Raw genomic sequence first — 12,948 nt, 5'->3', positions numbered from 1 at the left:
ACCGCCCACACGCACGCGCACACAACCCCAACGTCAAGATCAGCTCGACCGGACACCGGCGAGCCGATCACCCCTACCCAAGAACGCTCCAAGCCCGACTTGACTTCGACCTCATAGGTTGGTCAGTCCCGGGACAGCTCCTCGAGGACCGTCGCGGCGACCTTGAAGGCGTGGTTGGCCGCGGGCACGCCGGCGTAGACGGCGGCGTGCTGGATGACCTCGGCGATCTCCTCGTCGGTCAGGCCGTTGTTCCTGGCCGCCCGCACGTGCAGCGCGAACTCGTCCCAGTGCCGCAACGCGATGGTGATCGACAGGGTCATCAGGCTGCGGTCGCGGCGGGCGAGCCCGGGCCGCTGCCACACGTCGCCCCAGGCCACCCGGGTGATGAAGTCCTGGAAGTCGGCGGTGAACGGCGTGGTGTTCGAGACTGCGCGGTCGACCCAGGCGTCGCCGAGCACCTCGCGGCGGGTGCGCATGCCGGCGTCGCGCCGCTGCTGGTCGTCGCTCACAGGTGGCCGCCTGCTGTGTCGAGGTGGGCGAGCAGCGCGCCGGTGACCTCCAGCGGCTGCTCCAGGTTGGCCAGGTGCGCGGCGGGGCTGACCGACACCAGCTCGGCGCCGGCGATGCCATCGGCGATCGCCCGCTGGTGGTCCGGTGGAAGGGCCGGGTCCTCGGCACCGGAGATGACCAGCGTGGGCGCGGTGATCCGGCCGAGGTCCTCCCGCAGGTCGATGCCGCCGACCACCTCCGCGCACGCGGCGTAGCCCTCGTCGTCCGCGGCGGCGACCATGCCCTCGAGCCGGGCGACCAGCTCGGGGTGCGCGGCGGCGTAGGGCGGGGTGAGCCAACGGGCGACCACGGCCGGCGCGAAGCTCGCAGTGCCCTGGGCGCGAGCGGCGGCCGCCCGGTCGAGGAACCCCTGCGGCTCGGTCTTGGCCGAGGAGCACAGCACGGCCAGTCGCCCGACCCGATCCGGCTCGCGGGCGGCGAGCCGGATCGCCGTCATCCCGCCCAGGGACAGCCCGGCGACGTGCGCCCGCCGCACACCGAGGCGGTCCAGCAGCGCGACGACGTCGTCCACCAGGTCGTCGAGGCCGTACGGCCCCCCGGGGGCCGGCGAGTCGCCGTGGCCGCGGGTGTCGTAGGTGACCACCCGGAATCGCTCGGCCAGCGCCGGCACCTGGGGATCCCACATGGCGCGGGTGGCACCCAGGGAGTTGGAGAGGACGACGACCGGCGCGTCGGCCAGCCCGTCCTCGCTGTACGCGACCTCGACAGCCGTCATGGGTGTCCCTCCGTGAGTGCGGTGTGCTCGGCCAGCGCTGCGTCGACCTGGGCGCCGGCCTCCCCGGTGCCCGGTGCCCCAGCGGCGAGCACCGCACGCACGTCGACGTCCGTGCGGGCGGCCACGACCTCGGGCAGCGGGCGCCCGCTCCCGCCGCGGGCCACGATCCCGTCGAAGAGGCTGGTCCCACGCCGTTCGTGCCCGGCGGCGCGCCCGCGAGCCATGGCATGTCGCGGAGAACACAGTCTGCCGTAGATGGACGTCGGGTCTGAACCCTGTCCCCCACCGAGTCAGCGGTCCGCGGTGCGGTGGATGGGGCCCTCGGTGCCGGTCAGCCGCTCCCCGGAGCCGCCCCAGCGCCCGGCGATGACCTCGGCGGCGATCGAGATCGCCGTCTCCTCGGGCGTGCGGGCACCGAGGTCCAGCCCGATCGGCGAGGACAGCCGGGCCAGCTCCTCCTTGGCCAGCCCTGCCTCGGAGAGCCGTTCGAGTCGCTCGGAGTGCGTGCGCCGCGACCCCATCGCCCCCACGTAGGCCACCGGCAGGCGCAGCGCCACCTCCAGCAGCGGAACGTCGAACTTCGGGTCGTGGGTGAGCACGCACAACACGGTGCGCTCATCGATCCGGCCGGCGTCGACCTCGCCCTGCAGATAGCGGTGCGGCCACTCCACCACGACCTCGTGCGCGTCGGGAAAGCGCTTCGGGGTGGCGAACACCGGCCGCGCGTCGCACACGGTGACCCGGTAGCCCAGAAAGGCCCCCACCCGGGCGACGGCGGCGGCGAAGTCGATCGCCCCGAACACCACCATCCGCGCGGCCGGCGCGAAGGCGTTGACGAACAACGACAGGTCATCCCCTCGCCGCTCACCATCGTGCCCGACGTGCAGCATCCCGGTCCGCCCGGCGGCCAGCATGCCGCGCGCGTCATCGACCACCGCGTCGTCCAACCGCTGCAGCCCCAGCGTGCCCGAGCTGCGGTCGGGCCAGACCACCAGCCGCCGACCCACCCGGTCCTGCGGCCCGGCGACACAGGTCACGACGGCGACCGGCTCGTGCCCCGCCACCGACTCCGCGACCTCGCCCAGCTCGGGAAAGGACTCCCGCGACACCGACTCCACGAACACGTCGAGGATCCCGCCGCAGGTCAACCCCACGGCGAAGGCGTCGTCGTCACTGACCCCGTAGCGCTCCAGCGTCGGCACGCCGGACTCGACGACGTCCCTGGCCTGCTCGTACACCGCGCCCTCCACGCAGCCGCCCGACACGCTGCCCACCGCGGTGCCGTCCGGGCCGACCAGCATCGAGGCGCCGGCCGGGCGCGGCGCCGAGCGCCAGGTGGCGACCACCGTTCCCATCCCGACGGTCTCACCCGCCTGCCACCAGCCGACCAGGTCGTCAAGAACATCGCGCATTCGACTGCTCCTCTCCGGCCCCGTCCCGAGGCTCGTCCCGAGCCTGCGAGGGATGAGGACGGGGTCCTTCCTCACGCACGCTGGATCACCTCCGCCAGCTCCTGGAACGCGGCCAGGCTGTGCCCGGCCACGAAGTGCTCGTCCCCCGCGACATGCGCATTTCCTCCAATGCCTCGGGGCTCAGCCATCGAAGAGCGCCCCCCGGGCCAGGGCGTGCACCCGGTCGGTGTCCTCCCGGTACTTGAGGACGGCGCCCAGCGTGCGCGCGGCGACGTCCGGGTCGAGCTCCCGGGCGCCGAGAGTGTGCAGCGCGGTCGCCCAGTCCATCGCCTCGGCGACCCCGGGCGGCTTGAGCAGGTCCAGCGTGCGCAGCTTCGCCGTCGCGCGCGCCACCTCGCGGGCCAGCCGGTCGGTCACCTCGGGCAGCCGGCGGCGCAGGATCGCCACCTCCCGGTCGAAGTCCGGATGCTGCAGCCAGTGGTAGAGGCAGCGCCGCTTGAGTGCATCGTGCACCTCGCGCGTGCGGTTGGAGGTCAGGACGACCAGCGGCGGCGTGACCGCCCGGATCGTGCCGAGCTCGGGGATCGAGATGGTGAAGTCGGAGAGCACCTCGAGCAGGAACGCCTCGAACTCGTCGTCCGCGCGGTCGACCTCATCGATCAGCAGCACGCTCGGCGAGTCCTCCAGCGCCTGCAACAGCGGTCGGGCGAGCAGGAACCGGCGGTCGTAGAGCGAGGCCTCCAGCGTCTCGGTATCGCCGGTGGCGTGCGCGGCCTCCGCGGCACGCAGATGCAGCAGCTGCCGGCCGAAGTCCCAGTCGTAGAGCGCCTGGCTGGCCTCCAAGCCCTCGTAGCACTGCAGCCGGTACAGCGGCCGCCCGGTCACCTCGGCCAGCGCCTGGGCCAGCGCCGTCTTGCCGACCCCGGCCTCGCCCTCGAGGAACAGCGGCCGGTGCATGGCCAGCGCCAGGTAGGCCGCGGTCGCCAGCCCCTCGTCGGGCAGGTAGCCGGTGCCCTCCAGCGCGGCGGCCAGCTCGTCGGGCCCGGCGTACTGCGGCTCCGCGGCGACGATGGGCTCCCCGACAGCGGCATCTCGTTGCTCGTCGCAGTGACCCACCGCGTCTCCTCAAGCGAAGGCTTGACGGCGCCAATCTCCTCGTCCCACCGCCCGGCATTGTCGCACCGGGCACCAAGTCTGTCATACATAAGGCAGACTGTGAGCCAGAGTCGTGCAGCCCGGACGTTGACCCGTATCTCCGTGACGGCGAGCGGATCGACGGCGGATACCACAACGTGAGCAAGGAGGTCCGATCGTGGACAAGGTGGTGGGCAGCCCCGCTGAGGCGGTGGCCGACATCGAGGACGGCGCGACGCTGGCCGTCGGTGGTTTCGGGTTGTGCGGGGTGCCGATCGCGCTGATCGACGCGCTGCTGGCGCAGGGCGCCTCGGGACTGACGACGATCAGCAACAACTGCGGTGTGGACGACCAGGCGCTGGGTGTGCTGCTCTACGCCGGGCGGATCACGAAGACGATCAGCTCGTTCGTCGGGGGCAACAAGGAGCTGGCCCGGCTCTACCTGTCCGGACAGCTGTCGGTGGAGCTGACCCCGCAGGGCACGCTGGCCGAGCGGCTGCGCACCGGAGGAGCCGGCATTCCGGCCTTCTACACCCCGACCGGGGTGGGCACGATGGTCGCCGACGGCGGCATCCCGGTCCGCTACGACGCCGACGGCACCGTGGTCGAGGCTTCGCCGCCCAAGGAGATCCGTGAGTTCGCCGGCCGGCAGTACGTGCTGGAGACCGCGTTGACCGCCGACTTCGGGCTGGTCCACGCCGCGGTCGGCGACCGGCACGGCAACCTGGTGTTCCACGAGTCGGCCCGCAACTTCAATCCGCTGGCCGGAATGGCCGGGCGGGTGACGATCGCCGAGGTGGAGACCCTGGTGGAGCCCGGCGGAATCCGGCCCGAGGACGTGCACCTGCCCGGGGTCTTCGTCGACCGGGTGGTCCTCGTGGGCACCGAGGGCAAGGGGATCGAGAAGCGCACCACCCGCCCCCGCCCGTCGGCGGCGCCGCCGGCGGCCGCCGGCGAGGAGGCCGCGCCGCCGGCGAGGAGGCCACCGTCGAGGAAGGCAACTGAGATGACCCTGACCCGCGACCAGCTCGCCGCCCGCGTCGCCCTCGAGCTCGCCGACGGCGCCTACGTCAACCTGGGCATCGGCCTGCCGACCCTGGTGCCCAACTTCGTGCCCGACCGGATCCACGTGGTGCTGCACTCGGAGAACGGCATCCTGGGGGTCGGCCCCTACCCCTACGAGGGCGAGGAGGACCCGGACCTGATCAACGCCGGCAAGGAGACCGTCACCATCCTGCCCGGCGCGTCGTTCTTCGACTCCGCGCTGTCCTTCGGCATGATCCGCGGCCGCCACCTCGACCTCGCCGTCCTCGGCGCCATGCAGGTCAACCCCCGCGGCGACCTGGCCAACTGGCTCATCCCCGGCAAGATGGTCAACGGCATGGGCGGCGCGATGGACCTCGTCCACGGCGCCCGCCGGGTGATCATCATGATGGAACACGTCGCCCGCGACGGATCGGCCAAGCTGGTCGCCGAATGCACCCTGCCGCTGACCGGCAAGGCCTGCGTCGACCGCATCGTCACCGACCTCGCCGTCATCGACATCACCGGTGACGGCTTCGTCCTCCGCGAGACCGCCCCCGGCGTTCCGGTCGACGAGGTGATCGCCAAGACCGGCGCCCCCCTGACCGTCGCCGACGACATCCGGGAGATGCCGCTCCCGACGACCGTGTGACGCCGCCTCCTGCTTCACCGCGCGAGAGCCGATCAACTTTCCCGCGGTGAAGCAGGGTTCAGGGAGCCGCGCGGACCGAATGCGGCGCCTCCTCCTCGTCGCTGGTGCGCCGGACGGCGGTCAGGCCGCCGATGACCGCCAGCAGCACCATCAGTGCCGACAGCAGGGCGAGGGCCGTGACAGGGCCGGTGTACCCGCGGAGCACGGCGAGGATCAGGCCGCCGCCGGCCATGCCGAGGTAGGCCACCGAGAAGTAGACGGCCAGGACGCCGGCCCGGGCCGCGGGCTCGGCGACGAGCGTGCTGGTGAGCAGGGCCGCCTTGAAGAGAAGCCCGCATGCCGCTCCGGTCACCGCGCAGCCGGCCAGCCACAGCCAGAGCATTGGATCGACGAGCGCGACGGTCATGAGGCCCAGCCCGCCGGCCAGGAGGACGGTGCCGCACGCGAACAGCGCGCGGGTCGGCCACGTCGCGGCGGCGATCTGCGCCAGTGCCGAGGCGGCGTGCACCAGCCCGATCGCGGCGCCCCAGACCAGGGTCGAGGTGACGTCGAGCTGGTTGCGGAGCACCACACCACCCAGGGCGCCCAAGGCGCCCGACGTCGCGAAACTCACGGAGCCCCCGACCGCAGCGCCCCAGAACTGCGTCGCGCTCCCCGGACGGAGCGCGAACCGCGCGCGGCGCGCGAGCACGGGCGGCGACCCCACCGTCTCCGGGCAGGCGAGGAGCAGCACCGCGGCGGTCACCAGCAGCACGGCCAGGACGAGGAACGTCAGCACCAGCGGCGCAGGGAGGAACTCGGCGAGGACACCGGCGAGCACCGGCCCGACGGCGAGCCCCCCGAGGTTGGCGGCGGTCGCCACGGTCGTCGCCCGCACCACGCCGGTCGAGTCCGGTCGGGCGGCCCGGTGCAGGTCGAGCAGGTACGCCGTGGCGGTCGGGGCCACGATGCCCAGCGCCAGGCCCGTGAGCACCCGCCCGGCCAAGAGTCCGGGCACGGTGGGCACGAGCGCCATGAGGACCACCGACAGCGCGCTGGTGAGGACCGCCGGGACGAGAACGCGGCGCCGGCCGTAGCGGTCCGAGAGGTGGCCGAGCAGGAGGAAGCTGACCGTCGCGCCGACCACCACCGCTCCGGCCAGGACGGCGATCGTGGTGTCCGACAGACCGCCGGTCGCCTGGTAGACCGGCCAGAGCGCCGCCGGAGCCGTGCCGACGGCCATGACGACGAGCAGCGCTGCCGCCACGACCCAGAAGCCCGCGTCGGCCGACAACCGCAATCGTTCACCCACGCAGAGCAGTCTGGTGTATGTATGACAAGGTTGCGGCATGTTGGAGCATGCCCCGCCCACGGTCCCGGCCGTCGTCGCCCGCGAGGGCCGCCTCTCCCCCACCGAGCTGTCCGCCCCGCCGCCCGACCCCGGCCAGCTGCTTGTCCGCGTGCGCCTGGCGGGCGTCAACTACTGGGACGTCATGCAACGCACGGGTGCCGTCCCGCTGCCGCCCAGCGGCATCCCGGGCGTCGAGGGCGTCGGCGTCGTCGCGGCGGCCGGCGAGGGCGCGCCCGCAGATCTCGTCGGCCGGCGCGTCGCCTGGTCGAAGGTCAACGGCAGCTACGCCGGCGCCGTCGTCGGGAACGCCGACTGGTTCCTGCCGGTGCCCGACGACGTCGACGACGAGCAGGGGGCCGGCCTGCTGATGCAGGGCGTCACCGCGCAGTACCTCGCCACCGACACCGCGCCGCTGGGCGACGGGGATGCCGCCGTCGTCCTGGCCGCCGCGGGCGGAGTCGGCACGCTGCTGACCCAGCTGCTGGTCGCGGCCGGGGTCGGCGTGATCGGGGTCGTCGGCTCCGCCGCGAAGGTCGAAGCGGCCCGCGCCGCGGGCGCCACCGAGGTGTTCGTCGACAGCGGCGACGACCTGGCCGCTGCCGTGCGCGAGGTCGTGCCCGAGGGCGTGGCCGCGGTTTTCGACGGCAACGGCGGCCCGGCCGCCACGCGGGGCGTGAGCATGCTGCGTCCCCGTGGCTGGCTGGTGCTCTTCGGCACCGCCGCCGGGCCTATCCCCGACCTCCCGGCCGGGGCGCTCGGTGCCGGCTCCTTCGTGGTCACGCGCACCGCGGGTAAGCACTTTGCCGGCGATCTGGCCGCCTGGCGGCCGCGCGCCGAGGACGTGCTGGCCCGCGCACGTGCCGGCGCCCTGAGGGTCGCGCCGGTGACGGTCTTGCCGCTCGCCGAGGCAGCCCGTGCGCACGAGCTGATGGAGAGCCGGTCGACCACCGGGAAGCTCCTCCTGCGCCCCGAGGCCTAGCAGCACCCCTGCTCAGCCTCCGGGCGCTCGGCTGGCGGCGGTCCTCGCCGACCGGGCCGTCCGCCGGCGCGGTCAGAGACCGGCCAGCCACTCCTCCGCCTGCTCCCACGCCGTGCCGGCAGCGACGAGCCGCCGACCCTGGGCCAGCGCCCGCGGGTTGCCGACGGTGAGGACGCCGACCAGCCGGTCGGCGTCGTCGCCGAAGAGGACGACGGGACCGCGGGCGGTCTCCCGCCGCTCGCTGCGCGGGCCGGCAGCGCCGCACAACTGCAGCTTGGTGTCGTACTGGTCGGACCAGAAGTACGGCACCGAGTCCCATTCGCGCGAGCCGCCCGTCAGCGCGTCCGCGACGATCATCGCCTGCTCGAGGGCGCTCTGCCACTGCTCCACACGAACCTGCGCGCCGGTCGACGCGTTGCGCCAACGGCTGACATCACCGGCGGCGAACACGTCCGGAACCGACGTGCACCCTGTGGCATCGCACACGACGCCGTCGTCCACGGCCACGCCGGAACCAGCCAGCCATTCGGTGTTGGGCACGGCCCCGACGCCGACGAGCAGCAGGTCGGCCGGCAGGAGCTCGCCGCCGTCGAGCAGCACGCCCTCGACCCCGTCTGTCCCCCGCACCTCGGTGACCGTCGTCGAGCAACGGATGGTCGCGCCGTGCTCGGCGTGCATGTCGGTCAGGAGGCTGCCCGCCTCGCTGCCGAGCACGCGGGTGAGCGGGCGAGCGGCGGTCTCCACCACGGTGACGTCGATGTCTTGAGAGCGCGCGACCGCGGCGACCTCCAGGCCGATGAAGCCGGCGCCGATGACGACCAGCCGGCGCGCCGACGCCAATTCGGTCGCGATGGCGGTCGAGTCGCCGAGGGCGCGCAGGTGGTGCACCCCGGTCAGCTCCGGCACCGACGGCAGCCGGCGCGCGCGGCTGCCGGTGGCCAGCACCAGCCGGTCGTAGGGCACGCGGACGCCGTCGGCGAGCACGACCTCCTGCGCCGCCGTCTCCAGCCCCGCCGCGGCGACACCCAGCCGCAGGGTGATCCCGAGGTCGTCGATCTCGCCCGGCTTGAGCAGGTGCGTCTCCTCGGCCGTGACGGTGCCGGCCAGCAGTTGCTTGGAGAGCGGCGGCCGGTCATACGGCGGCTCGACCTCGTCCGAGACGATGGTCACCGGGCCGGCGTGGCCCAGCCGGCGCAGCTCGCGCGCGACCGTAGCGGCGACAAGCCCGCCGCCGACGACGACGACCGACGGGGCGGCCGGCGCGCTCATTCGTGCAGGGTGATCGCCTTGACCGGGCAGGACGCCGCGGCCGCGCGTACCTCGTCGTACTGCGACGGATCGGGCTCGGTGATCAGAGCGATCACCTTGCCGTTCTCCTCGTCGAGGTCGAAAACGTCCGGCGCCTCGACGATGCAGTTGGCGTACTCCCGGCAGACGGTCTGGTCGACCGACACCTTCATGTTGCTGTCCTCTCCTGTCCCGGTAGGTTCCCTGCCGCGGCCGGGCTCACAGGTCGGTGGCGATGTACTTGGTCTCGAGGAACTCGTGGATGCCGGCGAAACCGCCCTCGCGGCCGAGCCCGCTCTGCTTCATCCCACCGAACGGCGCGGCCGGATCCGAGACGACGCCCCGGTTGACCGCGACCATCCCGGCCTGCAGCCGGTGGGCGGCGCGCATGCCGCGGCCCTCGTCGGCGGCGAAGACGTAGGCGATGAGCCCGTACTCGGTGTCGTTGGCCAGCCGGATCGCCTCGCCCTCGTCGTCGAACACGACGATCGGCGCCACCGGACCGAAGATCTCGGTGCGGAGCAGATCGGCGTCGGGGGCGACCTCGGCCAGCACCGTGGCCGGGTAGAAGGCGCCGCCTCCGTCCGGCACGGCCCCACCCACGACGCAGCGGGCGCCGGCCGCCACGGCGGAATCGACGAGGCCGGCGACCTTGTCCCGCTCCCCTGGCGAAACTAGCGCGCCCAGCTGGGCACCCTCCTCCAGGCCGGGGGCCAGCCGCAGCCCGCCCATCTCCTCGGCCAGCCGGCGGGCGAACTCCTCGGCGAGCGAATGGTGCACGTAGAAGCGGTTGGCCGCGGTGCAGGCCGACCCGCCGTTGCGCATCTTCGCCACCATGGCGCCGGCGACGGCCGCCTCGACGTCGGCGCCCTCGAGCACCAGGAACGGTGCGTTGCCGCCCAGCTCCATCGACGCGCGCACGATCGTGTCGGCGCAGGAGCGCAGCAGTACCCGGCCCACCTCGGTGGAGCCGGTGAACGACAGGTTGCGCACCCGCGGGTCATGCAGCATGCGATCGACCTGCCGGCCGACCGGCACCGGCAGGATCACGTTGACGACGCCGTCGGGCACGCCGGCGCGCTGCAGCAGCTCGGCCATCGCCAGCGCCGTCAGCGGCGTCTCGGTGGCCGGCTTGAGCACGACCGTGCAGCCCGCGGCGAGCGCCGGACCGATCTTGCGGGTGGCCATGGCCGCCGGGAAGTTCCACGGCGTGATGAGCAGCGAGACGCCGACCGGCTCGTGGGTGACGACCATCCGCTTGTCCCCGCCGGGGGCGGCCCGGTAGTCACCGGCGACGCGCACGGCCTCCTCGCTGAACCAGCGGAAGAACTCCGCGGCGTAGATCACTTCGGACCGGGCGTCGGCGAGAACCTTGCCGTTCTCCCGGGTGATCAGCTCGGCGAACTCGTCGGCCTCGGCGGTGAGCAACTCGAAGGCCCGGCGCAGGATCTCCGCCCGCTCCCGGGCGGGGCGGGCCGCCCAACTGGGGAGCGCCGCGTGCGCGGCGGCGATGGCGGCGTCGCACTCGGCCTCGGAGGCGGTGGCTACCTCGGCGATCACCTCAGCGGTGGCCGGGTCGTGCACCGCGACCCGGCCGGAGCCGGGATGCCACGTGCCGTTGATGAACAGGTCGGTGACGAGCTTCACGAGAGGTTCTCCTGCTGAGGTTCGGCGGGGCTGCGGATGATCAGACCGGCGGTGGGGTCCACAGGCCGGGGTCGGGCACGCCGATGAACGGCTTCGGGTTGCGCACGCACGCCGTCCCCCACTGGTCGGACTGCACGGGCACGCGCTGCCACACCCGCGGCTGCCAGGCGTCGATGTCCTCGATGTCCTCCAGGGCCGTCGTGTACTCGGCCACGAAGCCGTTCGGGTCCTCGAAGTAGGCGAAGGTGTTGCTACCGGGGCCGTGCCTGCCCGGGCCCCACACCATCTCCTGGCCCGACCGGACCATGTTGCCGGCGGCGCGCATGTACTCGTCGATGCCCCGGGTCTCGTACGCGATGTGGTTGAGGTTGGCGTAGGTGTTCGTGCTGATCGCGAACTGGTGGTGCGCCGGGGTGTCGCCCTTCATGAACACCATGACGTCCTCCAGGTAGTCGCTCTGGAAGAAGCCGAGGACGTCGGAGAAGAAGGCGGACAGCTCCGGCAAGCGGGCGCTGTTCATGACCATGTGGGACAGGCCGGTGGGCACGTGCTCGCCCTCCTTGACCGTGCGGGCCGTGCGGGGCCGCCAGTCGGCCGCGATCTCCAGCGTGCGGCCCTCGACCGGGTCGAGGAAGCGCACGCCGTACCCGCCGCCGGGGGCGTCAAGCCGGCCGGGCTCGCCGACGAGCTGGACGCCCGCCGCCACGAGCTTCTCGGTGTACCAGTCGACGTCGGCGGTGCAGCGGACCGCGAACGACACCAGGTCGATCCGGTTCTCCTCGGTGTGGCGCAGCCGCAGCGCGTACGGGTCGGTCGACCCGTCGGCGGCGAGGAAGGCGAGGTCGCCGTCGACCGTCTCGGGGGTGAGCCCCCACAGGTCGCGGTAGTACCCGAGCCCCGAGTCCAGGTCGGTCACGCCGAGGCCGACGTAGCGGACGTGGGTGATCCGGCACTCCGCGGCGGGGCGGGGCGTCACCGGCTGGGGGCCCGAGCCGGGAGCCGGCCGGGCGGGCAGCATGGCGGTCATCTTCGATCTCCTAGCGGATCACGGTCGTTTGCAGTGCTGAGGCGCCCGCCCGCGCGGCCTCGTCGGCCGCCGCCGGGTCGCGATACCCGAGGAGCTCGCCGTAGACGTCGGTGCGACGGTCCTCGAGCGGCGAGATGCCGGGCCCCCGGTGCCGGGCGGCGCGCACCGTGTCGGTGTCGATCTCGACGACGCGGACATCGGGCGCGACCGCGTCGAGCGGGCCGAGCGCCGGGCGGCCGTAAGGGTCGACGACCACCGATCGTCCCAGGAAGGTGAACGGCTCCGCGGCGCCGACCTGGTCGGCGCAGGCGAGGAAGACCGAGTTCAGGTTGCCTTGGACCAGCGCACCGTCGACCTGGCCGATGCTCGCGGTCGGCGACACCGGCACCGAGACGTCGAATCCGGCCACCCAGCAGGTGGGGACGGCGACGAGGTCGACGTCCCGCAGGGCGTGGATCCGGACCGCCTCGGGGAACCGGAGGTCGTAGCAGACGACGACGCCGAGCCGGACCCCACCGATCTCGAACATCGGCAGGCCCAGGTCACCGGGAGCGAAGACGTCCCGCTCCCGGCCGAACAGGTGCAGCTTGCGGTACGTGCCGGCGATCTCGCCGTCCGGCCCGATGACGACCACCGAGTTGAACAGCCGGTCGCCGTCCCGCTCGGCGAAGCCGCCGACGACGGTGATGCCGAGCGTGCGCGCCTGCTTGGCCCAGGCGGAGAGCAGCGGACCCGGTTCGGCCGTGCTCTCCGCCCGGTCCAGCAGGGCGTTCCGGTCGAGGACGTAGCCGGTCGCGACGAGCTCGGGCAGCACGACGAGGTCGGCTCCCCCGGCGGCCGCCGACCGCAGCGCCGCCGTCGTCCGCGCGATGTTCTCCGCGACGTCCAACGGCGCGCACTCCAGCTGGGCGACGCCGACACCCAGTCGCGACATCGGGCTCAGCTTCCCGTGCCGCCGAGGCCCTCGGCGACCTCGTGGGAGCCGACGTCGAAGAACGCCATGATCCGGCACGGGCAGGCCTCGCCGCCCTCGATCTTCCACGGGAACGCGCCGATCACGCAGCGCTGGTTGAGCACCTGGTCGATGTCGCCGCCGACGTTCTCCGCGTGGATGCAGCCGTCCTGGAAGGCCAGGTGGTGCATCGGGAAGATGTCGCTGGTGATCTTCCGCC

General features: G+C 73.1%; 14 protein-coding genes and 1 pseudogene. 3 read left to right on the top strand and 12 right to left on the bottom strand.

Going from position 1 to position 12,948, the window contains the following annotated elements:
- Positions 1 to 122 precede the first annotated feature (122 nt).
- From pcaC to E4P41_RS19245, 5 genes are all read right to left on the bottom strand, one after another.
- The gene (pcaC, locus tag E4P41_RS19265; protein WP_135142853.1) at positions 123 to 509 is read right to left on the bottom strand and encodes a 4-carboxymuconolactone decarboxylase; all 387 of its coding nucleotides are present in this window, start codon (positions 507 to 509) and stop codon (positions 123 to 125) included.
- Positions 506 to 1,285, bottom strand: coding sequence for a 3-oxoadipate enol-lactonase (gene pcaD / locus E4P41_RS19260; RefSeq protein ID WP_135142852.1), 780 nt, complete (start codon positions 1,283 to 1,285; stop codon positions 506 to 508). The genes pcaC and pcaD overlap by 4 nt, the downstream gene beginning before the upstream one ends.
- A complete protein-coding gene (locus E4P41_RS19255) occupies positions 1,282 to 1,509 on the bottom strand; it encodes a hypothetical protein (protein WP_209307809.1) in 228 nt (75 codons plus the stop codon). The genes pcaD and E4P41_RS19255 overlap by 4 nt, the downstream gene beginning before the upstream one ends.
- A 66-nt stretch (positions 1,510 to 1,575) precedes the next feature.
- Positions 1,576 to 2,697 carry an XdhC/CoxI family protein gene (locus E4P41_RS19250; RefSeq protein WP_135142851.1) on the bottom strand — a complete coding sequence of 374 codons (1,122 nt, stop codon included), beginning with the start codon at positions 2,695 to 2,697 and terminating at the stop codon, positions 1,576 to 1,578.
- Positions 2,698 to 2,877: 180 nt separating this feature from the next.
- A complete protein-coding gene (locus E4P41_RS19245) occupies positions 2,878 to 3,768 on the bottom strand; it encodes a MoxR family ATPase (protein WP_135142854.1) in 891 nt (296 codons plus the stop codon).
- Between the two features lie 241 nt (positions 3,769 to 4,009).
- On the opposite strand from E4P41_RS19245, the pseudogene E4P41_RS23830 reads away from it, so the two are divergent.
- Positions 4,010 to 4,750, top strand: a pseudogene (locus E4P41_RS23830) (CoA transferase subunit A); the annotation flags it as partial.
- A gap of 87 nt (positions 4,751 to 4,837) precedes the next feature.
- The gene (locus E4P41_RS23825; RefSeq protein WP_209307810.1) at positions 4,838 to 5,506 is read left to right on the top strand and encodes a CoA transferase subunit B; all 669 of its coding nucleotides are present in this window, start codon (positions 4,838 to 4,840) and stop codon (positions 5,504 to 5,506) included.
- A 58-nt stretch (positions 5,507 to 5,564) separates the two neighbouring features.
- Here the strand turns inward: E4P41_RS23825 and E4P41_RS19235 are convergent, their stop codons facing one another.
- Positions 5,565 to 6,797: an MFS transporter gene (locus E4P41_RS19235; RefSeq protein WP_167761184.1), complete on the bottom strand. Its 1,233-nt coding sequence runs from the start codon at positions 6,795 to 6,797 to the stop codon at positions 5,565 to 5,567.
- Positions 6,798 to 6,834: 37 nt separating this feature from the next.
- Here E4P41_RS19235 and E4P41_RS19230 point away from each other — a divergent pair, with 37 nt between their 5' ends.
- Complete coding sequence (locus tag E4P41_RS19230; RefSeq protein ID WP_135142848.1) at positions 6,835 to 7,815, top strand: zinc-binding dehydrogenase; 981 nt, start codon at positions 6,835 to 6,837, stop codon at positions 7,813 to 7,815.
- Positions 7,816 to 7,887: 72 nt separating this feature from the next.
- Here E4P41_RS19230 and E4P41_RS19225 read toward each other — a convergent pair whose 3' ends face one another.
- From E4P41_RS19225 to E4P41_RS19200, 6 genes are all read right to left on the bottom strand, one after another.
- Complete coding sequence (locus tag E4P41_RS19225; protein WP_135142847.1) at positions 7,888 to 9,084, bottom strand: FAD-dependent oxidoreductase; 1,197 nt, start codon at positions 9,082 to 9,084, stop codon at positions 7,888 to 7,890.
- Complete coding sequence (locus tag E4P41_RS19220) at positions 9,081 to 9,275, bottom strand: ferredoxin (RefSeq protein WP_135142846.1); 195 nt, start codon at positions 9,273 to 9,275, stop codon at positions 9,081 to 9,083. Before E4P41_RS19220 ends, E4P41_RS19225 begins: the two co-directional genes overlap by 4 nt.
- Before the next feature lie 46 nt (positions 9,276 to 9,321).
- Complete coding sequence (locus E4P41_RS19215; RefSeq protein ID WP_135142845.1) at positions 9,322 to 10,749, bottom strand: NAD-dependent succinate-semialdehyde dehydrogenase; 1,428 nt, start codon at positions 10,747 to 10,749, stop codon at positions 9,322 to 9,324.
- 40 nt (positions 10,750 to 10,789) lie between these two features.
- The gene (locus E4P41_RS19210) at positions 10,790 to 11,776 is read right to left on the bottom strand and encodes a VOC family protein (RefSeq protein WP_135142844.1); all 987 of its coding nucleotides are present in this window, start codon (positions 11,774 to 11,776) and stop codon (positions 10,790 to 10,792) included.
- 10 nt (positions 11,777 to 11,786) lie between these two features.
- Entirely contained in the window at positions 11,787 to 12,710 is a 924-nt protein-coding gene (locus tag E4P41_RS19205; protein WP_135142843.1) for a nitrilase-related carbon-nitrogen hydrolase, read from the bottom strand.
- A 5-nt stretch (positions 12,711 to 12,715) separates the two neighbouring features.
- The coding region (locus tag E4P41_RS19200; protein ID WP_209307808.1) for a hypothetical protein at positions 12,716 to 12,948 on the bottom strand (233 nt) is incomplete at its 5' end.

This window comes from Geodermatophilus sp. DF01-2 (assembly GCF_004571065.1).
Taxonomy (GTDB): Bacteria; Actinomycetota; Actinomycetes; order Mycobacteriales; family Geodermatophilaceae; genus Geodermatophilus.
Note: the sequence above shows the minus strand (reverse complement) of the source record. Positions and strands in the feature narration are given on the sequence as shown.

Coding starts and splice junctions, on each gene's coding strand:
- E4P41_RS19250 (WP_135142851.1), bottom strand. CDS start 2,697: ATGCGCGATGTTCTTGACGACCTGGTCGGCTGGTGGCAGGCGGGTGAG.
- E4P41_RS19230 (WP_135142848.1), top strand. CDS start 6,835: ATGTTGGAGCATGCCCCGCCCACGGTCCCGGCCGTCGTCGCCCGCGAG.
- E4P41_RS19210 (WP_135142844.1), bottom strand. CDS start 11,776: ATGACCGCCATGCTGCCCGCCCGGCCGGCTCCCGGCTCGGGCCCCCAG.
- E4P41_RS23825 (WP_209307810.1), top strand. CDS start 4,838: ATGACCCTGACCCGCGACCAGCTCGCCGCCCGCGTCGCCCTCGAGCTC.
- E4P41_RS19225 (WP_135142847.1), bottom strand. CDS start 9,084: ATGAGCGCGCCGGCCGCCCCGTCGGTCGTCGTCGTCGGCGGCGGGCTT.
- E4P41_RS19205 (WP_135142843.1), bottom strand. CDS start 12,710: ATGTCGCGACTGGGTGTCGGCGTCGCCCAGCTGGAGTGCGCGCCGTTG.
- pcaD (WP_135142852.1), bottom strand. CDS start 1,285: ATGACGGCTGTCGAGGTCGCGTACAGCGAGGACGGGCTGGCCGACGCG.
- E4P41_RS19220 (WP_135142846.1), bottom strand. CDS start 9,275: ATGAAGGTGTCGGTCGACCAGACCGTCTGCCGGGAGTACGCCAACTGC.
- E4P41_RS19255 (WP_209307809.1), bottom strand. CDS start 1,509: ATGGCTCGCGGGCGCGCCGCCGGGCACGAACGGCGTGGGACCAGCCTC.